This window comes from Streptomyces sp. NPDC052043 (assembly GCF_044548235.1).
Lineage (GTDB): Bacteria > Actinomycetota > Actinomycetes > Streptomycetales > Streptomycetaceae > Streptomyces.
This window is the reverse complement of sequence record NZ_JBIUBT010000001.1, coordinates 231,342-256,369: the sequence shown is the minus strand read 5'-3', so window position 1 is coordinate 256,369 and position 25,028 is coordinate 231,342. Positions and strand designations below refer to the sequence as shown.

The window sequence follows — 25,028 nt, the reverse complement described above, 5'->3', positions numbered from 1 at the left end:
GGGGACGGCGGCGCGGGGACGGCGGCGCGGCAGCGGCTCAGCCCGCCGCGGCGAGGATCGCCTCCGTCACGGCCCCCACCGACTCCGGATGCAGCCACAGGAACAGGTTCGGCTCCACCAGCTCCAGCTCCATGAGGCGGGGTTCGCCGTCCTCCCCGTCCACCAGGTCGACCCGGGCGCAGAGCAGCTCGGGAGCGCCGGGCACGGCGGCCAGCGCACGCTCGGCGACGGAGAGTTCGGCCGGGGTCGGAGTCCAGGGCGCGATGCCCGGGTGGGCGAGCTTGCGTGCGTCGTAGGCGACGCCGGGGGCGAGGACGGCACCCTTGCGGCCGGCGTGCAGCAGACGTCCGCCGAAGAACTGGAGCGCCCGCTCCCCACCGGCGTCGATGCGCCGCATGTACGGCTGCACCAGGGCCGTGAGCCCTTCGGCGTGCATCCGCGCGAGCTGCCGTACGGCGGTGTCGCGCTCGTCGGGCGTGTACCGGGCGGCGAAGCGCGCCCCGGCCCCGGACGCCGGCTTGATCACGTACTCGTGGTCGTCGGGCAGGTCGGCCGGGTCCCCGGGAGCCAGGTACCGGGTCGGCACCACGGGCACACCGGCCGCCCCGAGCTGCCCGAGGTACCGCTTGTCGACGTTCCACCGCACGACCTCGACGGGATTGGCCAGCCGTGTGGCCTTCGCGCACCGCTCGGCCCACTCCGTGAACTCCCCGACCCGCCAGCTGTAGTCCCAGGTCGACCGGATCACGGCGAGATCGAACCGGGCCCAGTCGACCCCGGGATCGTCCCAGGCCACGGCCCGTGCCTCGGCCCCGGCCGCCTCCAGCGCCTCGATCAGCACCGGAAGGTCCCGGTCCTCGCTGATACCGGACGCGGGTCGGTAGGTGACGAGCGCGATGCGGGGCACGGCGGGACTCCCTCTTCGTACAACCTCGTACAACGCTTCGAACAGTGACGGGCCTCGCAGGCTAACAACCTCCCGCCCCGGCACGTACGGTCGCCCCGGGTGTAGGAACGAAGTCACCGGCCCGGGCCGGTCGGTCGGTTCGTACGAGCGTCGCAAGGAGTCCCCACGTGTCCTCCCTCTTCCCCGCCCTGACGAAGGATCCCGGTGAGCGGCTCGCGCTGCGGTTCGGCGACCGGTCGTCGACGTACGCGGAACTCGCGGCGGCCGCCGGGGCCGTCGCCGCCCGGGTGCGCGGCAGGGCGCGCGTCGCGGTGTGGGCGACCGAGGGGCTGGAGACGGCCGTGGGGGTCGTGGGCACGCTGCTGGCCGGGGCGGCCGCCGTGCCGCTCAACCCGAGGTCGGGCGAGAAGGAGCTCGGGCACATCCTGGCCGACAGCGCGCCGCCCGTGGTGCTCGCCGCGCCCGGCGACGAACTGCCCGACGCCCTCGCGGGGTTGGAGCGGGTGGAGGTAGAGGTGCGGGAGGCCGGGCCGGTGCCCGAGGACCGGGCCGGCGACGGCGACCCGGCGCTCGTCGTCTACACCTCCGGCACCGCCGGCCCGCCCAAGGGCGCCGTCCTCCCCCGCCGGGCGCTCGCCGCCACCCTGGACGCGCTGGCCGACGCCTGGCAGTGGACGGGTGACGACGTGCTGGTGCACGGGCTGCCGCTGTTCCATGTGCACGGGCTGGTGCTGGGCGTCCTCGGGCCGCTGCGGCGCGGCGGGACGGTACGGCACCTGGGGCGGTTCACGACCGACGGCGTGGCGCGCGAGCTGAACGGCGGGGCGACCATGCTGTTCGGGGTCCCGACCATGTACCACCGGATCGCGGAGGCGCTGCCCGGCGACCCGGAGCTGGCGAAGGCCCTCGGCGGGGCGCGGCTGCTGGTCTCCGGGTCGGCCGCGCTGCCCGTGCACGACCACGAGCGGATCACGGCCGCGACCGGGCGGCGGGTGATCGAGCGGTACGGCATGACCGAGACGCTCATGCTGTGCTCGTCCCGGTGGACACCCCCGGACCCCCGGCCCAGCGTGCGGGCCGACGGCGAGGCCCGCCCGGGAACGGTCGGGGTGCCGCTGCCGGGCGTCGAGCTGCGGCTGGTGGAGGAGGACGGTACGGCGATCCCGGCGTACGACGGGGCGACGGTCGGCGAGATCCAGGTGCGCGGGCCGAACCTGTTCACCGAGTACCTCAACCGGCCCGACGCGACGGCCGCTGCGTTCACCGCCGACGGCTTCTTCCGCACCGGCGACATGGCGGTGCGCGAACCCGACGGCCAGGTCCGCATCGTCAGCCGCAAGGCCACCGACCTGATCAAGAGCGGCGGTTACAAGATCGGCGCGGGTGAGATCGAGAACGCGCTCCTGGAACACCCGGGGGTCCGCGAGGCCGCCGTCACCGGGGAGCCGGACGCCGACCTCGGTGAGCGGATCGTCGCCTGGATCGTCCCGGCCGATCCGCAGTCCCCGCCGGGCGCCGAGGAGCTGTCCGACCACGTGGCCCGGCGGCTGGCCCCGCACAAGCGGCCCCGGGTCGTCCGGCTCCTCGACGCCCTGCCCCGCAACGACATGGGGAAGATCATGAAGCGGGCGCTGGCGCAGGGCTGAACGGCGCCCGCCCGCCGTCCCCCGGCCCGATCAGGCCGGGGGACGGCCCTCCTGCCCGACCCCCGCTGCCCCGGACCCCGCTGCCCGGACCCCCACCGCCCGGACGACCTCCTGGCGTACCGAACTGCCCCGGTCGTCGCCCGCGGTGGCCCGCAGGGAGACGAAGGCGGCGCCGCGCGGCACCGACAGGGTGCCGCGCCAGGAGCCGTGCCCGCCGGTCAGCGGGACCGGCCGCCAGGTCACGCCCTCGTCGTAGGACACCTCCAGGCCGCCGTCGCGGACGGTCCCGGTGCCGGTCGCGTCCGCCACGTACCGCGCGCGCACGCCGACCGGCACCCGTACGCCGCCCCGCACGTCGCCCGCGAGGTCGGTGCCGACGTCGAAGGCGAGGTTGATCAGGGGCAGGGTGGTCCAGTGGTCCTCGGGGGTGGCCGACGAGCGGAACGTCCACTCGGCGTGCCCCCGCGTGGCGAGCCGCCATCGGCCGGGGTCCAGCGCGGTGTCCGTGACGAGCCGGTACGTGTGCTCGGCCGCGGGCGCGTCCGCGACGTACGCGGTGGCGCCCGTGCCCTGGCCGGCCACCTGCCCGTCCAGGTAGACGGCCGTCGTCTGGGACATGCCGCTGTCCGCGCTCCACACGTCCCCGAAGCCGGTGTGGTCGGGCCCGGAGTCGCCCCAGCCGGGCACGTTGAACTGGAGCCGGTCGCCCGCCCGTTGCTGGCCCCAGTCGAGGCCGGTGCCGAGCCAGGGGTGCCAGACCGGCTTGAACCAGTCGAGCGCGGGGCGCGTTCCGCCCTCGTAGCGGACCGGGCCGCCGCGCTGCTCCAGCGTGCCGTCCCCGACGGTCACCGACTCCTGCCAGCGCAGGCCGGGCCCGGTGGAGACGTAGTCGGTGCGCTCCGCCGGGAGGTCGATCCGCTCCTGGAAGCCGATGCCGACGGGGAAGGCGTCGGTGACCGCGTACCGGAACTCACTGCCTCCGGTCGGCCGCACGGCGTGGAACCTGGTGCGCACCGCGGCCAGTTGGCGAGGGCCGGGCGCGTACATCAGCTCCGTGTCGGGGATCCCTCCGCGATGGCTCTGCGCGAGGTCGTAGACGTACGGGGTGTTCCGCGTCCCCGTCATGTCGACGCGACCCGCCCTCCGCAGCCGTGCCGCGTCGGCCGCGTCGACCGTGGCGATCTGGAGGGGGCGGTCGGCGTTGTCGTCGGTGCCCCACCAGGCGCTCAGCCGGCCGGGCGCGTCGTCCGTCACGAACAGGGCCTTCGCGCCCGCGTCCTGGGCCGCCTGGGCCAGCGCGGCCGGTTCGGCGGAGTCGGTGAGCCGGGCCAGGACCGCCCGGCCGCGTACGTCCTTGCCGGTGAAGTCCCCGTCGCCGACGTCGACGAGCGGCAGCCTGCTGCGGCCCTCGATCAGCGTGCCGCCGGGCTGGACGAGCGCCTCGGCGATCCCCTCGACCTCCAGCAGCGGCTTGGCCAGCCGCCACACGGTCCGGTACTCGAAGGTGCCCCGCGTGACCGGCTCGGTCGGCGCGGCGAAGACGCTGTCGTAGCCGAGGGGCACCTGGACGGCGTCGAACAGGTCGGAGCCGTCCGCCGCCCGGTCGTACTCCATGAGCAGTTGCCGGACCTCCGTCCGCCGTCGGGTCCCGGCCCTGATCTCCCGCAGCCGGCGCCCGTCCAGGGTGACCTCGCGGTCCCGGTCCAGGGTGACCTCGGGCGCCGCGAGGAAGCCGAGTCCGAGGGAGTCGGCCCCGTGGGCGCCGCGTACGTCGAGGAAGGAGGTCAGGCTGTACGTGCCCGGCTCCAGCCGCAGGCTCAGGGTGCCCGAGTCGCCGACGTGCGCGGGGGTGGGGTCGGCGCCCGCGGCGAGCCGCCGCACGGTGAGGTCGGCGGGCACGGGGGCACCGTCGCGGTCCTTGACATGCACGGTGAGCGTGTACCGCTCGTCCTCCTTGACCAGCCCGAACGCGGTGTGCGCGACCGGGGTGCCGGCCGCCGAGGCCACGATCCGCCCGCTGGTCGGGCCCACCGGCGCCCTGGCGGCGTCCGAGGTCACGGTGGTGGCGGCGGTACCGTGCGCGGGCACGGTGAGCGTGGAGTCGGCGAGCGTGGCAACGCCGTCCGGGGCGTCCTGGACGGCGAGGCTCAACTCGATGTCGGTGTCGGAAGAGTTGGCGTAGGTGAGCGTCCTGGTCACCGGCTTGTCCGTGCCGTGGGGCCAGCGGTGGAACCCAAGGTCGGCGCTTCCGGTGGCGGTGATCCGCGCGTGCACGGCGTCCGGGACGCTCACCCGGCCCGCCCCCAGCACGTAGGCGGACTCGTCGAGCTGCTTCGACGTCGACATCAGCGCGTCCTTGATCCGGGCCCCGCTCCAGTCCGGATGCTCCTGGGCGAGCAGCGCGGCGGCACCGGCGACATGGGGCGTCGCCATGGACGTGCCGCTCATGGAGGTGTACGCGCCGCTGCCGGGGGCGAGCTGGGAGCGGGCGGCGAGGATGTCGACGCCGGGTGCCGCGAGGTCGGGTTTGAGGGCGTTGTCGCCGCTGCGGGGCCCGGCGCTGGTGAAGTAGGCGGCCCGGTCGGACGGGTCGACCGCGCCGACGGTGAGGGCGTCGTCGGCGGCGCCGGGCGAGTCGAGGGAGGAGGGGGCGCCGGTGTTGCCCGCGGCGACCACGAAGAGGGCGCCGGTCTCCTCGGAGAGCGCGTCGACGGCCTGCGCCATGGGATCGGTGCCGTCGCTGGGCTCGCTGGAGCCGAGGCTCATGGAGACGATCCGCGCGCGCACGTCCCGCGCGGCCCACTCCATGCCGGCGATGATCTGCGACTCGCTGCCCGTCCCCTGGTCGCCGAGCACCTTGCCGACGGCGAGGACGGCGTCCGGGGCGACCCCCTTCTCCTCGCCGCCGGAGGCCGCGCCGCTGCCGCCGAGGGTGGATGCCACATGGGTGCCGTGGCCGTTGCGGTCGGTGCCGTCCTCGCCGTCGACGAAGTTCCTGGTGACGGCGACCCGTCCGGCGAGGTCGGGGTGGGACGTGTCGACGCCGGTGTCGAGGACGGCCACGGTGACGCCCTTGCCGGTCAGACCGGACGCCCAGGCCTCGCCGGTGCCGATCTGCGCGTTGCTCACGGCCATGTCGGCGGTGACCCGCCCGTCGAGCCACACCTTGTCGACGCCGCCGGACAGGGCGCCCCGGCCGGTGAACTCCCGCCAGAACACCCGCCCCTTGGCGGCCTCCACCGCGGCACCGCGCACACTGGCGAGACTCCGTGTCCGCTCCGTCCCGCGCGGTGCCGCCACCGGGACGCCCCTGCCGTAGGTCACGATCAGCGGCAGCTCGCCGGTGCGGGAGTCCGCGAGGCCCTGCCGCAACAACGTGTCCACGTCGAACAGCCGCCGGTCCAGCCGGCCCGCCCGCAGATACGGCAGGGCCTCGTCCGGTACGACGGTCAGGGCGCCGTCCGCCATCTGCGTGCGCACGGCGCCCGTGGCGCCCTGCGGCCGGCTCACCGTGACGGTCCTCCTCCCGCCGCCGAGGTCGGTGACGGTGACCTTGTCGCCGGTGACGAGGGTGACGGTGCCGGTGCCGCCCGGGGACGCCGACGGGGGACCGGGTGGCTGCGCCGGCTGCCGCGCCGCCGCCGGTCCCGCCGGCAGCAGGGCGAGCACGAGCCCGGCCGACACAAGGGCCGCTCTCCGTCCGGGAGGTCCTGCGCGCATCGTGCCTCTCCTCTCCGCGCCGCACGGCCGCGGTGCCGCGTCCTCGGTGCTGAGTCCTCGGTGCCGCGAAGAGAGAGTGGCAGAAGCCTTCTGTGGCAGGGGAGTTGGAAAACGCCAACGAGTTCGCGCCTGGCGGGTTCCCGCCAGTGGATCAGGCCCCGGCCCGGTCGGTGGCGGGAGCCGTCCGCCCGGCCGCGTGTCTCACCCGTCAGGGCGGTGCGCCGGGTTCCACCCGTCCAGCGGCGCCCCGCCCGGCCCCCTTGAACAGGCGCCCGCCTGGCCACCCCAGCACGATGCCAGGGAGGCCGCCGCCCGGCGGCCGCCACGGTCCGCGCTCTCAGGAGGCTCCGTCATGTCCGCCAGTCTGGAGCAGTTGCGCCGCTGCCACTTCGCCGTCGACCTGGGGGCGGCCCGGACCCGTGTCTACGTCAAGGGCCCGGGGCTCGTCGTCGACCAGCCCTCGGTCGCGGCCGTGAACACCCGTAACGGAGCCCTGATCGCGGTCGGCGAGTTCGCGGAGCGGATGACGGGCCGTACCCCCGCCTACATCCGGGTCGTCCGCCCGGTCTCCGGCGGCACGGTCGTCGACATCGAGATGGCGCAGCGCATGCTGCGCCATCTGCTCGGCGACGGGATGCGCCGCACCCTGCGCCGCAAGGCGGCCCGGCTGCGGGCCGCCGCCTGCACCCCGCACGACGCGGATCCGCTCGCCCAACGGGCCACGATCGAGACGCTCGTCGGGCTCGGCGCGCGCCGGGTGGAACTCGTCGACACGCTCATCGCCGCCGCTGTCGGCTGCGGGCTGCCCGTGGAGCGGGCCGAGGCCACCATGATCATGGTGTGCGGGGCCGCGGCCACCCAGGTGGCCGTCCTCTCGCTCGGCTCGATCGTCACCGCCGAGCGCATTCCCGTCGGCGGGGAGGCCGTCGACCAGGCCATCGTGCAACACCTGCGCCACACACACGCGTTGACACTGCCCAGCCAGTCCCTGCGGCCGCTCCAGATCGCCCTGTCGGGGAACGGCATCACCCCGTCCGGTCCGGTGTCCACCGAGATCCACGGGCGGGACGTGGCCACCGGACTGGCCCGGTCCGTGCGGATCGACACCGCCGCCGTGCGGGAGGCCATCCAGACACCCCTGACCGCCGTGCTGGACGGCATCTACAAGGTGCTGCGCGAGTGCCCGCCGGATCTGGTGGCCGACCTCGCCGACCGCGGGATCATGATGGTCGGCGGTTCCGCGCTGCTGCCGGGCCTGGACCAGATGCTCCGCGAGGCGACCGGCATGCCGGTGCACATCGCCGAACGCCCCGACGTGTGCGCGATCCAGGGGCTGGGCGCGATGCTGGAGGGCGAGATCGAGCCGCTGGTGCTGAACCCGCTGGGAGCGTAGGTGTGTTGAGCGCCCGGGGCGCCGGGCCCCTGGTGACGGTCGGCCGGCGAACCGGCAGCGGACGGTGGCGCCCTCCGCCCCCGAGCGCGCCCGAACGCGCCCGGACCGGGCCGGCGACAAGGCTGACCAGCAGCAGACCGCGTCCGCCACGCTGATCGCGAGGGGGGCGGCCGACGGCCGACCGGCGGATCCCTCAGGCGGCCCTTCAGCTCGCCCCAACCCCCTCCGCGCACCGCTCTGTTGGCGGTCAGCTCGGCGACGGCGCCGCGCCGGACCTGCGACGGCGTCCGCGTCGCATGCGAGAGCGACAGCGCGGCCGGCACCCGTGCGTCAGCGGCTCGTCGCAGCGGGCGACGACCTGCCGGGGGCGTGGGCGGAACTCCCCCGGGGCCCGGTGGCACCGGCGGGGACGATCGCGGGGCGGCCGGCGTGCGCGTCGGCGAGGACCCGCTCGTCGAGGCGGGCGGCGTCGTACAAACACAGGCACAGGACGGTGACCTCGCGGCCCTGGTAGGCCGCGTTCGAGCCCGGCCGGCCACGCCCCCTCCCACCGGACACCGGACACGGACACCGGACACGGACACCGGATGCGGGCGCGGGACGCGGGACGACCGCGGCGGGCCGGACCTCTCCCGCGCGCCTCTCCCTCCGTACGCCCGGGAAGGCCCGTTCCCGGGCGCGTGCAGGCGTGCGGGGAGCGGACAGGCGCCGGGGAGCACCAGCCGGTGCTCCGTGGCTCCAGACGCCGCGCCGCGCCCTGGGGCATCCTCCGGAACGCCTCCCAGCGGTCCGACACCGGGCCGCCGCGCACGGTGGCCGCCGCGATCACCGCCAAGACGCGCGGTGACGGGCCCGGCTGCCGGGGTACCCGATGGGCGGACGAGGACCGGCCCCGTCCGCAGGAGTCATCACTGCGCGGGAGTCACCATCATGAGAGAGCACACCCCTTCCCAGGCCGAGGGCGAACGCGACGACGAGGACACGCAGCGCGCCGCAGGACCGCCGGACACGCCGTACCCGACCCCTTCCCAGGCCGAGGGCGACCGCGACGATCTGCCGGAGACCGCCGACCCCGCCGACGACCGTTCCTGAGTGGCCCGTCCGCGCGAGCCGTTGCTCCGGCCGAGTGCAAAACGGGCCAACACGCGCCGATGGCCCCCGGATCCATTTCCGGGGGCCGCACACTTGCTGGGAACGACCGGCGACACCGCTGGTCACATCGCTTCTGCGCGAGTAGCGCCTGGTGGGGCGGGTGGGACTCGAACCCACGGCCGACGGATTATGAGTCCGCTGCTCTAACCGGCTGAGCTACCGCCCCGTTGCGGCGTGTCGCGTACAAGTGTGCGCGCCGTCTGCCGCAGCATAGCCGCTCATACGATCTCCTGCTTCGGGTGGTCGTCTTCCGCGGCTGTTCATGACCTTGAGGACCGCGTCGCCGACGCGGCGGTTCCCCGGGGCATGGAACCGGGCATGAAAAAGGACCCCGGAGGGTCCTCGTTCAGCTGCTCCCCCGACTGGACTCGAACCAGTAACCTGCCGGTTAACAGCCGGCTGCTCTGCCAATTGAGCTACGGAGGACCGAGCTCCCCCGACTGGACTCGAACCAGTAACCTGCCGGTTAACAGCCGGCTGCTCTGCCAATTGAGCTACGGAGGAATGCCTCGTTGCATCGAACGCACCTACCCGGGTATCCGCCGGGGGGCGCGTGCTCGCTGCGACACATACATTAGCGCAAGCAGGGGGGTGCTCCGCCAATCGGTTCCCGCCTGCTGTGACCTCGAGGCAAGGGAAGGGTGGCCGCCATGCGTTACCGGCTCACGTTCATCACAGGGATCGCCGTGGGTTACGTACTGGGCACCAGGGCCGGGCGTGAGCGCTACGAGCAGCTGAAGAGGTCCGCCCTCCGGATCGCCGAGAACCCCGCCGTGCGCAACACCGCCGAGACCGCGGCGCAGCAGGGCCGGCAGTTCGCCGACAAGGCGTACCACACGGTCAGCGGGAAGGTCGGCGACCGCATTCCCGAGGCGGTCGCCCAGCGGGTGCGCACCCTGCGCGCCCACGCCAACGGCAGCGGCGAGGACGACTGGGGCACCAGCAACACGTGAGGCGCCCGCCGCCCGGGCAAGCCCGGCGGTACGGCAGAATTTCGGTCATGGGGATAGTCGCCGGGCTGGACAGTTCGCCCGATTTCACTCGTATCGTCGTTTGTGACGCGGACACGGGGTCCGTACTCAGGCAGGGATATGCGCCACATCCGGTGGAGACCCCGGAGGGGGGCGGACGCTCCGCCGACGTCGATCCGCAGGCCTGGCTGCTGTCCCTCGGGGAGGCCGCCGGCGGTGGGCTCCTGGAGGGCGTGCAGGCGATCGGCGTCTCCGCGCAGCAGAACGCGCTGATCCCGATCGACGCCCAGGGCGCCACGGTGCGGCCTGCGCTGGTCGGCGGCGACCGGCGGGCGCAGGTCGCCGCGGCCGACCTGATCGACGCGCTCGGCGGCCGCGAGGCCTGGGCACAGGCGGTCGGCTGCGTGCCGCAGGCCCCGCTGCCGGTGACCAAGCTGCGCTGGTTCGCCAAGAACGAGCCGGAGGCCGCCCAGCGCACCGCGCTCCTGCTCCAGGCCCACGACTGGCTGGTGTGGCAGCTGCTGGGCCGGCCGCCGCGCCGCACCACCGACCGCGGCGGCGCCTCCGGCACCGGCTACTGGTCCGCCGCCAGCGGCGCCTACCGGCCCGACCTGGTCGAGCTGGCACTCGGCCGGCAGGTCGTGCTGCCCGAGGTGATCGGTCCCGCCGAGGCGGCCGGCACCACCCCGGAGGGGCTGCTGATCTCGGCCGGGACCGGGGAGACCATGGCCGCCGCCCTCGGACTGGGGCTGGGCCTGGGCGACGCGGTCGTCTCCCTGGGCGCCTCCGGTTCGGTGATGGCCGTTCACCCCGAGGCGCTCGTCGACCAGACGGGGATGATCACCTCGCTCGCCGACGCCACCGGCATGCACCTGCCGGTCGTGACCACGCTGAACGCGGTGCGGGCGCTGCGCGGCACCGCCGAACTGCTGGGCGCGCCCGGTCTGGAGGACCTGTCGGACCTGGCGATGAAGTCGACACCGGGCTCGCACGGACTCGTGCTGCTGCCCTACCTGGAGGGCGAGCGGACGCCCAGCCTGCCGCACACCGCCGGGATGCTCGCCGGGCTGCGGCGCGAGTCGATGAAGCCGGAGCATGTGGCGCGGGCCGCGTTCGAGGGCATGCTGTGCGGGCTCGCGGACGCGCTGGACGTGCTGCGCGGCCGGGGCGTGGAGGTGCGCCGCGTCTTCCTGCTCGGCCCCGCCGCCGAGCTGCCCGCCGTGCAGGCCGTCGCTCCGGCGGTGTTCGGCGCGCAGGTCGTCGTGCCGCAGCCGGCCGACTACGCCGCGCTCGGCGCCGCCCGGCAGGCCGCCTGGGCGCTCGGCGCCTCCCAGGGCACCCTCGACCCGCGCACCCCGCCGGCCTGGCAGGGCGCGGTGGCCCAGATCCTGGAGCCCGGCGAGGACCTGGCGGTGGGCCAGGCGGTGCGCCAGCAGTACGTGTCGGTACGTGAGCAGGTTCACCCCGGGGCCTTCGGGGGGTGACGACCGCCCCTCCCCCAGTCCTTCCACCCCACAGGGATTTTCGGACTTATAGGATATACCGGTCGCGCGTATCACCCATAACAGCCACCCCTACAGGGGTGTTTGGGGCATAACGGTTCACTCGTGCGGTGAATGGACGACGCGGGGTCAGGGGCCGACCGGGCCGCCACCGTTGGCCCGCAGTCGGATTAATCGGTTGAGGTAACGCGGGTGGAGTGTTCGACGATAGGTGCCAGGGGACATCGACCGCCCCCACCGCCGACTCCGAGAGACCCAGCGTGCTCCTACGACTTCTGCGGACCTATCTCAGGCCCTACAAGAAACCCATAGCCCTCCTGGTGCTGCTGCAGTTCCTGCAGACCTGCGCCACGCTCTACCTGCCGACGCTGAACGCCCACATCATCGACAACGGTGTGGTGAAGGGTGACACCGGTTACATCCTGACGTTCGGCGCCGTGATGATCGGCATCTCCATGGTGCAGGTCGTCTGCAACATCGGTGCCGTCTACTACGGCGCTCGCACCGCCTCGGCGCTCGGCCGGGACGTGCGGGCGGCCGTGTTCGACCGTGTGCAGTCCTTCTCGGCCCGCGAGGTCGGCGGCTTCGGCGCGCCCTCCCTCATCACGCGGACGACGAACGACGTGCAGCAGATCCAGATGCTGGCCCTGATGACGTTCACCCTGATGGTGTCGGCGCCCATCATGTGTGTGGGCGGTGTCGTCCTGGCCCTCGGCCTGGACGTGCCGCTGTCCGCGGTGCTGGTCGCCGTCGTCCCCGTGCTCGGCATCTGCGTGACCCTGATCGTGCGCCGGCTGCGTCCGCTGTTCCGGTCCATGCAGAAGCGTCTGGACACGGTGAACCGGGTGCTGCGCGAGCAGATCACCGGCAACCGCGTGATCCGCGCCTTCGTCCGCGACGAGTACGAGAAGGGCCGCTTCCGCGGGGCCAACGGGGACCTGACCGAGATGCAGCTGGCCACCGGCCGGCTGCTCGCGCTGATGTTCCCGATGGTGATGACGGTGGTGAACCTGTCGTCCATCGCCGTGGTGTGGTTCGGCGCCCACCGCATCGACAGCGGCGGGATGCAGATCGGCGACCTGACCGCGTTCCTGGCCTATCTGATGCAGATCGTGATGTCCGTGATGATGGCCACCTTCATGTTCATGATGGTGCCGCGCGCGGAGGTGTGCGCCGAGCGCATCCAGGAGGTCCTGGACACCGAGTCCAGCGTCGTGCCGCCCGTCGCGCCCGTGACCGAGCTGCGCCGCCACGGCCATCTGGAGATCCGCGGCGCCGGCTTCCGCTATCCGGGAGCCGAGGAGCCCGTCCTGCGGGCCATCGACGTGATCGCCCGCCCCGGCGAGGTGACCGCCGTCATCGGCTCCACCGGCAGCGGCAAGTCCACCCTGCTCGGCCTGGTGCCCCGGCTGTTCGACGCGACCGACGGGGAGGTCCTCGTCGACGGCGTGGACGTACGCACCGTGGACCCGGACCTGCTCGCGAGGACGGTCGGCCTGGTGCCGCAGAAGCCGTACCTGTTCGCGGGCACGGTCGCGACCAACCTGCGCTACGGCAACCCGGACGCCACCGACGAGGAGCTGTGGCACGCGCTGGAGGTGGCGCAGGCCGAGGACTTCGTCGGCGGGCTGGACGGCGGCCTGGACGCGCCGATCGCCCAGGGCGGCACCAACGTCTCCGGCGGCCAGCGCCAGCGCCTGGCCATCGCCCGCACCCTGGTGCAGCGCCCGGAGATCTACCTCTTCGACGACTCCTTCTCGGCCCTCGACTACGCCACCGACGCGGCCCTGCGGGCGGCGCTGGGGCGGGAGACCGCCGAGGCGACCGTCGTCATCGTCGCCCAGCGCGTGTCGACCATCCGCGACGCCGACCGGATCGTCGTCCTGGACGAGGGACGGGTCGTCGGCACCGGCCGCCACCACGAGCTGATGGCGGACAACGAGACCTACCGGGAGATCGTGCTCTCCCAGCTGACGGAAGCGGAGGCTGCCTGATGGCCGGGCCGATGGGGCGGATGATGGGCGGATCCGGGCCCGACAACCGCTCGCTGAACTTCAAGGAGTCGAGCAAACGGCTCATCACCCAGTTCAAGCCCGAACGGGTCACCGTCGCCGCCCTGGTGCTGTGCGTGGTCGTGAGCGTCACGCTGAGCGTGATCGGACCGAAGATCCTCGGCAGGGCCACCGACCTGGTCTTCGGGGGGATCGTCGGCCGGCAGATGCCGTCCGGGGCGACCCGGGACGAGGTCCTCGCCTCCATGCGGGAGCGCGGCGAGGGCTCGGTCGCCGACATGCTGAAGAGCACCGACTTCACCCCCGGCAAGGGCATCGACTTCGGTGCCGTCGGCGAGGTCCTGCTGTTCGCGCTGAGCACGTTCCTGGTGGCCGGCCTGCTGATGGCGGTGGCGACCCGGCTGGTGAACCGGTCGGTGAACCGGACCATGTTCCGGATGCGCGAGGACGTGCAGACGAAGCTGTCGCGGCTGCCGCTGTCGTACTTCGACAAGCGCCAGCGCGGCGAGGTGCTCTCCCGGGCCACCAACGACATCGACAACATCGGGCAGACCCTGAACCAGTCGATGGGCCAGCTGATCAACTCGCTGCTGACCATCATCGGCGTGCTCGTCATGATGTTCTACGTCTCCTGGATCCTGGCGCTGGTCGCGCTGGTGACCGTGCCGCTGTCGTTCGTCGTCGCCACCCGCGTGGGCAAGCGGTCGCAGCCGCACTTCGTGCAGCAGTGGCGCTCGACGGGCCAGCTCAACGCGCACATCGAGGAGATGTACACCGGGCACACCCTGGTGAAGGTGTTCGGGCGGCAGGAGGAGTCGGCGAAGCAGTTCGCCGAGCAGAACGAGGCGCTGTACGAGGCCGGGTTCAAGGCGCAGTTCAACAGCGGCGTCATGCAGCCGCTGATGATGTTCGTCTCGAACATCAACTACGTGCTGGTGGCCGTCGTCGGCGGTCTGCGCGTCGCGTCGGGCACGCTGTCCATCGGTGACGTGCAGGCCTTCATCCAGTACTCGCGACAGTTCTCGATGCCGCTGACCCAGGTGGCGTCGATGGCGAACCTGGTGCAGTCCGGCGTCGCCTCGGCCGAGCGCGTCTTCGAACTGCTGGACGCCGAGGAGCAGACGGCGGACCCGGTGCCGGGCGTGCGGCCCGAGGAACTGCGCGGGCAGGTCGCGCTGGAGCACGTGTCGTTCCGCTACGACCCCGACAAGCCGCTCATCGAGGACCTGTCGCTGACGGTGGAGCCGGGCCACAAGGTCGCGATCGTCGGCCCGACCGGCGCGGGCAAGACCACGCTGGTCAACCTGCTCATGCGGTTCTACGACGTCACCGGCGGGCGCATCACGCTCGACGGCATCGACATCGCGAAGATGTCGCGTGACGAACTGCGGTCCGGGATCGGCATGGTGCTCCAGGACACCTGGCTGTTCGGCGGCACCATCGCGGAGAACATCGCCTACGGCGCCTCCCGCGAGGTCACCCGCGGCGAGATCGAGGAGGCGGCGCGGGCCGCGCACGCCGACCGGTTCGTCCGTACGCTGCCCGACGGCTACGACACCGTGATCGACGACGAGGGCTCCGGGGTGAGCGCCGGTGAGAAGCAGCTCATCACCATCGCGCGGGCGTTCCTGTCCGACCCGGTGATCCTGGTCCTGGACGAGGCGACCAGCTCGGTCGACACCCGTACCGAGGTGCTGATCCAGAAGGCGATGGCCAAACTCCAGCACGGCAGGACGTCGTTCGTCATCGCGCACCGGCTCTCCACGATCCGGGACGCGGACACGATCCTCGTCATGGAGAACGGCTCCATCGTCGAGCAGGGTGCCCACGACGAGCTGCTGGAGGCCGACGGGGCGTACGCGCGCCTGTACAAGGCGCAGTTCGCGCAGGCGGTCGCCGAGGTCGACTGACCTGCGGTGCTCGTACCGGGGGCCGCTCGCCCGGGGTGAGCGGCCCCCGGGGCCTGTCCGGCGGACGGGCCCCGGGTCAGTCCAGGTAGCCGCGGAGCTGGTCGGCGAAGGCGTGGTCGCGCAGCTTGCCGAGGGTCTTGGACTCGATCTGGCGGATCCGCTCCCGTGTCACGCCGAAGATGCGGCCTATCTCCTCCAGCGTGCGCGGACGCCCGTCGACGAGCCCGTACCGCAGTTGCACGACCTTGCGCTCGCGCTCCCCCAGCGTGGACAGCACCGCCTCCAGGTGCTCGCGCAGCAGCAGGAACGCCGCCGACTCCACGGGCGAGGCGGCGTCGCCGTCCTCGATCAGGTCGCCGAGGGCGACTTCGTCCTCCTCGCCGACCGGGGCGTGCAGGGAGACGGGCTCCTGGGCGAGCCGCAGGACCTCGCTCACCCGCTCGGGCGGCAGGTCGAGGTGGGCGGCGACCTCCTCGGGGGCCGGCTCGTGGCCCCGCTCCTGGAGCATCCGCCGCTGCACCCGTACGACCCGGTTGATCAGCTCGACGACGTGCACGGGCACCCGGATGGTGCGGGCCTGGTCGGCCAGGGCGCGGGACATGGCCTGGCGGATCCACCAGGTGGCGTAGGTGGAGAACTTGTAGCCGCGGGCGTAGTCGAACTTCTCCACGGCCCGGATGAGCCCGAGGTTGCCCTCCTGCACCAGGTCGAGCATGGTGAGCCCCCGGCCGACGTACCGCTTCGCCACGGACACCACGAGCCGCAGGTTGGCCTCGATGAGCCGGCGCTTGGCCATCCGGCCCAGGACGACGATCCGGTCCAGGTCCAGAGCGAGCCGGCTGTCCAGGTCCGGGGTGCCGGCCAGCTTCTCCTCCGCGAACAGGCCGGCCTCCACGCGCCGGGCCAGTTCGACCTCCTCGGCGGCGGTGAGCAGCGGGATCCGGCCGATCTCCCGCAGGTACTGGCGGAACAGGTCGGAGGAGGGACCGCCGCTCTCGGCGCGGGCGGGAACCGGCTCGGGCAGCTCGGGCGGCGCCTCCGCCTCCGCCTCCGCCTCGGGGTGGCCGGTGGCGACGTCGGTCTGGGTGAGGGTCTGGGTCTGCACGGGGGCGACCTCCAGGATGATCGCTGCTGAGGCGTGCGGCAGCGGTACGAGAGGGGGCGGAGTCGGCGGTCTCGCCGGCGTCCGTCCCGTACGCGAGGAGCACAGCCGCAGGAAGGGGGGACCCGTGGGGGGCGGAGCGGCCGCGCTCCGGGGACTCAGGCAACCGGACCCAGTGTGGGGTACGACACATCACCGCCACGAGGGGCGTGCGACGACTTTTTGCGTCCCGTCCGTGACCGGCCGGTTACGCAGACCGTCCGCCGGCCGGACCAGCGCTCACAGCGCCGCCGCGCCACGCTCCCGCAGAGCCTGGTCGTACTGCTGGAGGATCCACAACTCGTTCTGGGCGGATGCCAGTTGGGCGGGGTCGCCGCCGGTGCCGAGACGGGCGACCGTGCTCTGGAGGTCGCGGATGCGGCGTTCGACCGCGCGGCGGCGGACCGTCACCAGCTGGGCGCCCACGTAGGCCTCGTCGACCTCCCGGCGGAGCAGGATCGCCTCCACCGCCAGTTCGGTGACCGTCGCGCGGACCGTGTCGTCCGGGGCGGCCTCGCGGACGCGGGCCAGGTACTCCTGCGGGTCGCCCACGCCGTACTCGGCGCCGCCCGCGTCCAGGATCGCCTGGCGTACGGCCGCGTAGGGCGGGGCGGTGAACTCGTCCATGCCGTAGGCGTCGAAGGCCGGCGAGACCAGCTCCGGACGTTGCAGGGCGAGTTTGAGCAGTTCGCGTTCGGTGGCGAAGACCGGGTTGCGCAGGTTGAGCGCCGGGCCCCGGGGCGCGGGACGCGTCGGCGCGTGGTCCTGCTGCGGGCCCCGCTGCCGCTGGTCCGGCGCGGGGCCGCGGCCGCCGCGCTCGCGTGCCCAGCGGGCCAGCTGGGCCACCCGCTTGACCACGAACTGGGTGTCGAGGATGCCGAGCAGCCCGGCGAGCTGCACCGCGACCTCGTGCTGGGCGCCGCTGTTCTTGATCCGGGCGACAACCGGCGCGGCCTCGTCCAGGGCGCCGGCGCGGCCGGCGGGGGTGTCGAGGTCGTAGCGGGCCACGATCTGGCGCAGCGCGAACTCGAACAGCGGGGTGCGCGGTTCGGCCAGGTCGGCGACCGCCTCGTCGCCCTTGGCCAGGCGCAGGTCACAGGGGTCCATGCCGTCCGGGGCGATCGCGATGTACGTCTCGGCGGCGAACTTCTGGTCGTCCTCGAAGGCCCGCAGGGCCGCCTTCTGGCCCGCCGCGTCGCCGTCGAAGGTGAAGATCACGCGAGCCGAGCCGTTGTCCATCAGCAGCCGGCGCAGGATCCTGATGTGGTCGCCGCCGAACGCGGTGCCGCAGGTGGCGATGGCGGTGGGCACGCCGGCCAGGTGGCAGGCCATGACGTCGGTGTAGCCCTCGACCACCACCGCCCGGGAGGTCTTCGCGATCTCCTTCTTCGCCAGGTCGATCCCGTACAGCACCTGGGACTTCTTGTAGATCGCCGTCTCGGGGGTGTTGAGGTACTTCGGTCCGTTGTCCGCCTCGTACAGCTTGCGCGCGCCGAAGCCCACCACCTCGCCGCCGATGTCGCGGATCGGCCACATCAGCCGGCCCCGGAAGCGGTCGATGGGGCCGCGGCGGCCCTCCTGGGAGAGTCCGGAGAGGACCAGCTCCTTGTCGGAGAAGCCCTTGCCGCGCAGGAAGCGGGTGAGGTGGTCCCAGCCCTGGGGGCTGTAGCCGACGCCGAAGTGGACGGCGGCGGACTGGTCGAAGCCGCGGTCGGCGAGGAAGACCCGGCCGGTCTCGGCCTCGGCGGAGGTCGCGAGCTGTTCGGCGTACCAGTCGGCGGCCAGCTTGTGCGCCTCCACCAGGCGGATGCGCTCGCCGCGCTGGTGGGCGGGGTTGTACCCGCCCTCCTCGTAGCGCAGGGTGATGCCGGCCTGGGCGGCCAGTCGCTCGACCGTCTCCGAGAAGGAGAGGTGGTCGATCTTCATCACGAACGCGATGGTGTCGCCGCCCTCCTGGCAGCCGAAGCAGTGAAAGAGTCCCTTGCTCGGGCTGACCTGGAAGGACGGCGACTTCTCGTCGTGGAACGGGCACAGGCCCTTGAGGTTGCCCCCGCCCGCGTTCCGCAGCTGGAGGTACTCGGACACCACGGCGTCGATCGGGACCGCGTCCCGTACCGCCTTCACGTCCTCGTCGTTGATCCGTCCAGCCACGCCAGAAGTCTACGGTGGTCCGGCGAGGCTCCCGCCCGGCTACGGGGTCAGGCTCTCCAGCGGCACGTGCGGGTCCGCGAGCGCCTCCGTGTCCACCCGTGCCCTCGTACGGATCAGGTGCTGGATCGGGTCCGTGACGTCCCACACGTTGACGTTCATCCCGGCCAGGACGCGGCCCTCCTTCACCCAGAACGCGATGAACTCGCGCTTTCCGGCGTCCCCGCGGATCACCACCTCGTCGTACGAGCCGGGGGGCGCCCAGCCGCTGTACTCCATGCCCAGGTCGTACTGGTCGGTGAAGAAGTAGGGCACGCGGTCGTAGCGGACCTCCTGGCCGAGCATCGCGCGGGCCGCGGCCGGGCCGCCGTTCAGCGCGTTGGCCCAGTGCTCCACCCGCAGCCGGGTGTCGAACAGCCCGAGCGGGAAGGAGGCCACGTCGCCGGCCGCGTGGATGTCCGGGTCGGAGGTGCGCAGCCGCTCGTCCACCTTGACGCCGCCGCCGTGGGCGCGGTCGGCCAGCTCCAGGCCCGCCGACTCCGCCAGGGCGAGGCGCGGGGCGGCGCCGATGGCGGCGAGCACGTCGTGGCAGGGGTGCTCCTCGCCGTCGTCGGTCCGCACGGCGAGCACCATGCCGTCCTGCCCGACGATCTCGGTGAGCTGCGCACCGAAGTGGAAGCGGACGCCGTGCTCGCGGTGCAGGTCGGCGAAGAGCTGGCCGAGCTCGGGGCCGAGCGCGCCGTGCAGCGGGGTGGGGGCCGGTTCGACGACGGTGACCTCGGCGCCGTACTCGCGCGCCGCCGCGGCGACCTCCAGGCCGATCCAGCCGGCGCCCGCGATCACGAGGTGGCCGTTGTCCCGGCCCAGGTGGGTCAGGACGTGTTTGAGGCGCTCGGCGTGGGCGAGGCGGCGCAGGTGGTGGACGCCGGCGAGGTCGGTGCCGGGGATGTCCAGGCGGCGCGGTTCGGCGCCGGTGGCAAGGAGCAGCTTGTCGTAGCGCACATGGGTGCCGTCGTCGCCGTAGTGGACGGTCTTGGCGGCGCGGTCGATCGCGACGACCGTCTGTCCGAGGTGCAGCTCGATGTCGTGCTGCGCGTACCAGGCGGGCTCGTGCACGAAGACGCTGTCGCGTTCCTCCTTGCCGAGGAGGTAGCCCTTGGAGAGCGGCGGCCGCTCGTAGGGGTGGTCGCGCTCGTCGCACACGAGGATCACGCGGCCGCTGAAGCCCTCCGCGCGCAGGGTCTCGGCCGCCTTCGCGCCGGCCAGGCCTCCTCCGACGATGACGAATGTCTGATCCGCGTCGACCACTTGATGCCTCCTCGTAAGGGTGCCGCCACATGGGAGCGTCCCGCACGGAGCGTGGTGCGGGAAGAGGGAGTGGCCCGATCAGGCCACGGAGGGTCACCTGGAGTGCCGGTCGGGGCCACTGGGTTCACTCGGGTCCCAGCCGTACCACGGGTGTCCATAAACGTGCTGTCAAACGTGCTGTCAATGTCATGCGTGCTCTCTCGAGGTCATGTGTGCCCTCCCAGCCGTGCGTGGAGCGAACGGGCCGAGGCGTCGGTGAGGGAGGCGATCTGGTCGACGAGCACGCGCTTGCGCGCACGGTCGTCGGCGGCCTGGTCGAACAGGGCGCGGAACTGGGGGTCGAGGCCGTAGGGGGCGCGGGCGGTCAGCGCCTCGGCCAGCTCGGCGACCACGATCCGCTGGTCGGCGCGCAGCCGCTCCTGCTCGGCGCGCTGCATGACGTACCGGTCGGCGACGGCTTTGAGGACCGCGCACTCCATTCGGGTGGTCCGGGGGACGACGAGCTCCGCGCTGTAGCGCGTGAGGCGCCCGCTTCCCCACCGCTGCCGGGTGGCGCCCTCGGCGGCCAGGCAGAAGCGGCCGATGAGCTGGCTGGTGGCGTCCTTCAGGCGGGCCTGGGCGACCGCCGAGCCGTCGTATCCGTGCGGCCACCACTCCTGGTCCAGGAGGCGGTCGAGGGCCTCGGCGAGCTCCTCGGGGTCGGTGCCGGCCGGGACGTAGCGGCCGACGGCGACCGCGAACACCTCCTGCCGCTCGGGTTCGGCGTGCAGGCAGCCCGGGTCGATGTGGCCGGCGTGCAGCCCGTCCTCGACGTCGTGCACCGAGTACGCCACGTCGTCCGCCCAGTCCATGACCTGGGCCTCGAAGCAGGTGCGGGTGCCGGGCGCGTCCTTGCGCAGCCAGTCGAAGACGGGCCGGTCGTCCTCGTAGACCCCGAACTTGGGCGAGGCCGGGTCGGTGGGGTGGGCGCCGCGCGGCCAGGGGTACTTGGTGGCGGCGTCGAGGGCGGCGCGGGTGAGGTTGAGGCCGACGCTGACGAGTTCGTCCGTCTCGGCGTCGACGACGAACCGCTTGGGTTCGATGCGGGTGAGCAGGCGCAGGGACTGGGCGTTGCCCTCGAAGCCGCCGCAGTCGTGCGCGAACTCGTTCAGCGCCTGTTCGCCGTTGTGCCCGAAGGGCGGGTGGCCCAGGTCGTGGGAGAGGCAGGCCGCCTCCACCAGGTCGGGGTCGCAGCCGAGGGCGGCGCCCAGCTCACGGCCGACCTGGGCGCATTCGAGCGAGTGGGTGAGCCGGGTGCGGGGGCTGGCGTCCCACACCTGACTGTGCTCGCCGGGCGTGACCACCTGGGTCTTGCCGGCCAGCCGTCTGAGGGCCGCGGAGTGCAGCACGCGCGCGCGGTCGCGCTGGAACGCCGTACGCCCCGGCCGCTTGTCCGGCTCGGCGGCCCACCGCTCGACGGCCGGGTCCTCGTAGCCGGCCGGCGGCACGTGGTTCTCGGGCGGCTGCGGAGCGTGCTCGCGCGACCGGGCTGCCTCGGATGCGATCCCTTCCATGGTTCGACAGTAAGCGCAGCCACCGACAATCGGGCTGCCACCGTCCACCCCCGACCCGCACCACCCGTACGCACGCCCCACCGCGCCCAGGGGGCGGTGGGGAGCACGGGCACAGGCAGGTCCTGCCGGGCCACGGTGTGGCGATCACCGTCGCTGGAGTGGGGCGGTGGTGAACCGGGGCGGCGCGCGGCGCGTCCTTGGTGGTCAAGGGGGCTTGGAGCCGCCTGGGGAGGGGACTGACCGATGCGTCTGACGCATGCGCCGCGCTCGTCGCGCCGACCGCCGCGTGGACGACCGCGCCTGCCACGCACGCGTGCCGGGCGGCGGCTGCTGGTGCAGGTGGTGATGGCCGTATGCGTACTGGCGCTGGCCCCGGCGACCTGGACGTACGTCGCGGCCGGCGACCGGCTGCGCACCACGGCGGACGCGCCGCGCACCGACGTGGCCGTCGTCTTCGGCGCGGGCCTGTGGGACGGGGAGCCGTCGCCGTACCTGGCGCACCGGCTGGACGCGGCGGCGAAGCTGTACCACGAGGGCCGGGTCAAGGTGCTCCTGGTGACCGGCGACAACAGCCGCGAGGACTACGACGAGCCGGACGCGATGCGCACGTACCTGACCCGGCGGGGCGTGCCCGGCATCCGGATCGTGAGCGACTACGCCGGCTTCGACACCTGGGACTCCTGCGTCCGCGCGAAGAGGATCTTCGGCGTGGACCGGGCGGTCCTGGTCACCCAGGGCTTCCATGTCCGGCGCGCGGTCGCTCTGTGCGACGCGGCGGGCATCGACTCCTACGGGGTCGGCGTCGACGCCAAGCACGACGCCACCTGGTACTACGGCGGCACCCGCGAGGTCTTCGCGGCCGGCAAGGCGGCCCTGGAGGCGGCGTTCCGGCCGGACCCGAAGTTCCTGGGCCGCACGGAGCACGGCGTGGCCCGGGCCCTGGCGGCCGCCCGCTGACGCCCTCCGGCCTCGCCCCCGTCGCGTCGCCCCCCCGTCAGACGCGGTGCCGTGTCCGCCAGTCGCCGCCCTCGATCAGCTTGCCCTCGGTGCGCAAGTGCCGGGTGACGGACGGTCCGGCGACGTAGACCCAGGCGCGTACGGTCGTCCCGTCGGTCTCGCGGACCACCTCGCGCTCGATGCGCTCGTACAGGCTGCGCGGGTCGCCGGCCACGTACCCCTCAAGCCGGTCCAGGGCGGCGAGCACCTCTCCGTAGTCCTCAGGGCGGGCGGCGACCAGTTCGCCCAGGACCAGCCCGTCCTGCTCCTCCACGGCGTACGGATAGCCGGGCCCGTCGTAGAGCACCGCGCCGGACAGCCGGGCGGGCTCCTCGGAGCGGGTGCGGCCGCGCAGGAACTCGCCGTGGTTGCCCTCGCCGGGGCGCAGGGTGCCGTAGACGAAGAACGGAAGCGGTGCGGGCGGCGGCGTCGGCGTGCTCGAAGTCGTCACGGAAACGATTCTCTCCTCTCACCCGCCCCTGCCTCACACACCACCCTGCAGCGCTATGGACATGACATGTCATGAGCACTTAAATCCTAGGTTCGACATCAGCGCACCCCCCGCGCGCCCCAGGGCGCCCGCGCTCAAGGAGACCGATGAGTCGGACACGGCACATCCGAGGTTCCCGCCTTGCCACGGCCGGTGTGGCCGCCACCACCGCCACCCTGCTGGCCGCCGCCCTCTCCCCCGCCGCACACGCGGAGGGCAGACCCGACCGGACCACCGCGATCCACAACGCGGCCTCGGCACTCGCGCACCACTCCACGGCCCTCGGCCTCACCTCCGCCGAGGCCGCCACCGTACGGGACGTGATCGTCGACAAGGACGGCGCACAGCACGTCCGCTACGACCGTACGTACCACCAACTGCCCGTGCTGGGCGGTGACTTCATCGTCCATCTCACTCCGGACGGGGCCTACCGCGGCGCCGACCGGGCCTCGAAGGGCACGGTGTCCCTCCCGAGCACCACGCCCGAGCTCTCTGCCCCGAAGGCGGCCGACCTCGCGGTGAACGCCCTGCGCGCGAGGAATCTGGGTACGAAGCTGCAACAGGTCAAGGCCAAGCCCGAGTTGATCGTCGACGCCCTGCACGGCACCCCGCGCCTGGCCTGGCGCACCAACGCCGTGGGGCTGGACTCGCTCGGCAACCCGGTGGCCCGTACGGTGCTGACCGACGCCCGCACGGGCGCGCAGATCGACGCCTGGGACAGCATCGAGACGGCGACGGGCGACGGCCAGTCGCTCTACAGCGGCACGGTGCCGCTGGAGACCACGCTCTCGGGCTCGACGTACCAGCTCAAGGACCCGACGCGCGGCAACACGTACACCGGCGACGCGGAGAACAAGACCGACCTGTGCATCTTCGGCATCTGCTTCCAGCGCGCCCCCGCCACGCTGTTCACGGACGCCGACAACCACTGGGGCAGTGGCACCACCGCGGACCGCGCGACCGCGGCGGTCGACGCGCAGTACGGCACCAACGAGACCTGGGACTACTACAAGAACGTGCACGGCCGCAACGGCATCGCGGGCGACGGCAAGGGCTCCTACAACCGCGTCCACTACGGCAGCAACTACAACAACGCCTTCTGGGACGACAGTTGCTTCTGCATGACGTACGGCGACGGTGACGGGACGACCTTCGGTCCGCTGGTGGCCCTGGACGTGGCCGGCCACGAGATGACCCACGGCGTCACGTCGAAGACGGCGGCACTGACGTACTCGGGCGAGTCCGGCGGTCTGAACGAGGCCACCTCCGACATCCTCGGCACGCTGGTCGAGTGGTACGCGAACAGCCCCGCCGACCCCGGTGACTACCTGATCGGCGAGAAGATCGTCCGCTCCGGCTTCGGCGGCACGGCCCTGCGCTACATGGACAAGCCCTCCAAGGACGGCAGCTCGGCCGACTGCTGGAGCAGCTCGGTGGGCAACCTCGACGTCCACTACTCCTCGGGCGTCGCCAACCACTTCGCCTACCTGCTCGCCGAGGGCAGCGGCGCCAGGACCGTCAACGGCGTCGGCTACGACTCCCCCACCTGCAACAACTCCTCAGTGACGGGCATCGGCCGGGACAAGCTCGGGCAGATCTGGTACCGGGCCCTGACGGTCTACATGACGTCCTCCACGAAGTACGCGGGCGCGAGGACGGCGACCCTGAACGCCGCCAAGGACCTCTACGGCGCCGGCAGCACCGAGTACAACGCGGTGGCGGCGGCCTGGAGCGCGGTCAACGTGAACTGACCGCCCCGCCTCGACCGAAGCGGCCGCCCCGGCCTTCACGGCCGGGGCGGCACCTCGCGGCACGTCAGCGGCGGCGGGCCGTCAGCAGCCATGTCACGTCGACGGCGGTGATCGCGGCCCAGATCCAGCAGACGGCCGTGACCCCGCTCGGCGCCACCGCCGTGGCGAGCGCGCCGAGGCCGATCGAGCCCAGCACCACCCCCGCGCCGCGCCGGGTGGCCAGTGCGGCGCGCAGGGGGCCCGGCTCGGCGAGGCGGTCCTCCAGGTACGCGTCGAAGGCCTCGGCGACCTGGTCGTCGATCTCGTCGCGCATCCGGGCGCTCAGTGAGTCCGGCATGTTCCTGATCTTTTCGCTCTGCATCTCGCCCCCGGTGTTCGGGCGGGCCCGCCGTGGACCGCCGCGCCCCCAAACTAACGAATGCAGAGCT

Annotated in this window: 17 protein-coding genes, 3 tRNA genes and 1 pseudogene; 9 read left to right on the top strand and 12 right to left on the bottom strand. The window is 72.9% G+C overall.

Annotation, left to right across the window (positions count from 1 at the left end; translation table 11 throughout):
- Positions 1–37 precede the first annotated feature (37 nt).
- Entirely contained in the window at positions 38–907 is an 870-nt protein-coding gene (locus tag ACIHCX_RS01110; RefSeq protein WP_400025391.1) for a RimK family alpha-L-glutamate ligase, read from the bottom strand.
- Between the two features lie 167 nt (positions 908–1,074).
- On the opposite strand from ACIHCX_RS01110, the gene ACIHCX_RS01105 reads away from it, so the two are divergent.
- Positions 1,075–2,553, top strand: a complete 1,479-nt coding sequence (locus ACIHCX_RS01105) for an acyl-CoA synthetase (RefSeq protein ID WP_400025389.1) — start codon at positions 1,075–1,077, stop codon at positions 2,551–2,553.
- Between the two features lie 30 nt (positions 2,554–2,583).
- On the opposite strand, the gene ACIHCX_RS01100 is transcribed toward ACIHCX_RS01105, so the two are convergent.
- On the bottom strand, positions 2,584–6,273 hold the full coding sequence (locus ACIHCX_RS01100) for a S8 family serine peptidase (protein ID WP_400025387.1): 3,690 nt from the start codon (positions 6,271–6,273) through the stop codon (positions 2,584–2,586).
- Positions 6,274–6,625: 352 nt separating this feature from the next.
- Here ACIHCX_RS01100 and ACIHCX_RS01095 point away from each other — a divergent pair, with 352 nt between their 5' ends.
- Positions 6,626–7,666, top strand: a complete 1,041-nt coding sequence (locus ACIHCX_RS01095) for a rod shape-determining protein (protein ID WP_400025385.1) — start codon at positions 6,626–6,628, stop codon at positions 7,664–7,666.
- A 330-nt stretch (positions 7,667–7,996) separates the two neighbouring features.
- Here the strand turns inward: ACIHCX_RS01095 and ACIHCX_RS01090 are convergent, their stop codons facing one another.
- A complete protein-coding gene (locus tag ACIHCX_RS01090) occupies positions 7,997–8,224 on the bottom strand; it encodes a hypothetical protein (RefSeq protein WP_400025383.1) in 228 nt (75 codons plus the stop codon).
- A 372-nt stretch (positions 8,225–8,596) separates the two neighbouring features.
- On the opposite strand from ACIHCX_RS01090, the gene ACIHCX_RS01085 reads away from it, so the two are divergent.
- Positions 8,597–8,758: a hypothetical protein gene (locus tag ACIHCX_RS01085; protein ID WP_172632976.1), complete on the top strand. Its 162-nt coding sequence runs from the start codon at positions 8,597–8,599 to the stop codon at positions 8,756–8,758.
- A gap of 149 nt (positions 8,759–8,907) precedes the next feature.
- Here ACIHCX_RS01085 and ACIHCX_RS01080 read toward each other — a convergent pair.
- From ACIHCX_RS01080 to ACIHCX_RS01070, 3 genes are all read right to left on the bottom strand, one after another.
- Positions 8,908–8,984 (bottom strand) — tRNA-Ile (locus ACIHCX_RS01080).
- A 187-nt stretch (positions 8,985–9,171) separates the two neighbouring features.
- Positions 9,172–9,244 (bottom strand) — tRNA-Asn (locus ACIHCX_RS01075).
- 5 nt (positions 9,245–9,249) lie between these two features.
- Positions 9,250–9,322 (bottom strand) — tRNA-Asn (locus tag ACIHCX_RS01070).
- Positions 9,323–9,468: 146 nt separating this feature from the next.
- On the opposite strand from ACIHCX_RS01070, the gene ACIHCX_RS01065 reads away from it, so the two are divergent.
- The 4 genes from ACIHCX_RS01065 to ACIHCX_RS01050 all read left to right on the top strand — a co-directional run bounded on the left by ACIHCX_RS01065 (position 9,469) and on the right by ACIHCX_RS01050 (position 15,213).
- Entirely contained in the window at positions 9,469–9,771 is a 303-nt protein-coding gene (locus tag ACIHCX_RS01065; RefSeq protein ID WP_400025381.1) for a YtxH domain-containing protein, read from the top strand.
- 47 nt (positions 9,772–9,818) lie between these two features.
- Complete coding sequence (locus ACIHCX_RS01060; protein WP_400025379.1) at positions 9,819–11,273, top strand: FGGY family carbohydrate kinase; 1,455 nt, start codon at positions 9,819–9,821, stop codon at positions 11,271–11,273.
- A 278-nt stretch (positions 11,274–11,551) separates the two neighbouring features.
- Positions 11,552–13,285 (top strand): ABC transporter ATP-binding protein, encoded by a 1,734-nt coding sequence (locus tag ACIHCX_RS01055; RefSeq protein WP_400025377.1) that lies wholly within the window; start codon positions 11,552–11,554, stop codon positions 13,283–13,285.
- Complete coding sequence (locus ACIHCX_RS01050; protein WP_400025375.1) at positions 13,285–15,213, top strand: ABC transporter ATP-binding protein; 1,929 nt, start codon at positions 13,285–13,287, stop codon at positions 15,211–15,213. Before ACIHCX_RS01055 ends, ACIHCX_RS01050 begins: the two co-directional genes overlap by 1 nt.
- Before the next feature lie 76 nt (positions 15,214–15,289).
- Here the strand turns inward: ACIHCX_RS01050 and ACIHCX_RS01045 are convergent.
- The 4 genes and pseudogenes from ACIHCX_RS01045 to ACIHCX_RS01030 form a co-directional block, all read right to left on the bottom strand.
- Positions 15,290–16,481, bottom strand: a pseudogene (locus ACIHCX_RS01045) (RNA polymerase sigma factor).
- A 113-nt stretch (positions 16,482–16,594) separates the two neighbouring features.
- On the bottom strand, positions 16,595–18,505 hold the full coding sequence (gene dnaG / locus ACIHCX_RS01040; RefSeq protein WP_400025373.1) for a DNA primase: 1,911 nt from the start codon (positions 18,503–18,505) through the stop codon (positions 16,595–16,597).
- A gap of 39 nt (positions 18,506–18,544) precedes the next feature.
- Entirely contained in the window at positions 18,545–19,810 is a 1,266-nt protein-coding gene (locus tag ACIHCX_RS01035; RefSeq protein ID WP_400025371.1) for an NAD(P)/FAD-dependent oxidoreductase, read from the bottom strand.
- Positions 19,811–20,016: 206 nt separating this feature from the next.
- Positions 20,017–21,363 (bottom strand): deoxyguanosinetriphosphate triphosphohydrolase, encoded by a 1,347-nt coding sequence (locus ACIHCX_RS01030; protein WP_400025369.1) that lies wholly within the window; start codon positions 21,361–21,363, stop codon positions 20,017–20,019.
- A gap of 243 nt (positions 21,364–21,606) precedes the next feature.
- Between ACIHCX_RS01030 and ACIHCX_RS01025 the strand changes: the two genes are divergently transcribed.
- Complete coding sequence (locus ACIHCX_RS01025) at positions 21,607–22,320, top strand: vancomycin high temperature exclusion protein (protein ID WP_400025366.1); 714 nt, start codon at positions 21,607–21,609, stop codon at positions 22,318–22,320.
- Between the two features lie 37 nt (positions 22,321–22,357).
- Here ACIHCX_RS01025 and ACIHCX_RS01020 read toward each other — a convergent pair whose 3' ends face one another.
- Positions 22,358–22,810, bottom strand: coding sequence for a gamma-glutamylcyclotransferase family protein (locus ACIHCX_RS01020; RefSeq protein ID WP_400025364.1), 453 nt, complete (start codon positions 22,808–22,810; stop codon positions 22,358–22,360).
- Positions 22,811–22,956: 146 nt separating this feature from the next.
- On the opposite strand from ACIHCX_RS01020, the gene ACIHCX_RS01015 reads away from it, so the two are divergent.
- The gene (locus ACIHCX_RS01015; protein WP_400025362.1) at positions 22,957–24,600 is read left to right on the top strand and encodes a M4 family metallopeptidase; all 1,644 of its coding nucleotides are present in this window, start codon (positions 22,957–22,959) and stop codon (positions 24,598–24,600) included.
- A gap of 64 nt (positions 24,601–24,664) precedes the next feature.
- Here ACIHCX_RS01015 and ACIHCX_RS01010 read toward each other — a convergent pair whose 3' ends face one another.
- Positions 24,665–24,937 (bottom strand): hypothetical protein, encoded by a 273-nt coding sequence (locus ACIHCX_RS01010; RefSeq protein ID WP_400025360.1) that lies wholly within the window; start codon positions 24,935–24,937, stop codon positions 24,665–24,667.
- Between the last annotated feature and the right edge of the window lie 91 nt (positions 24,938–25,028).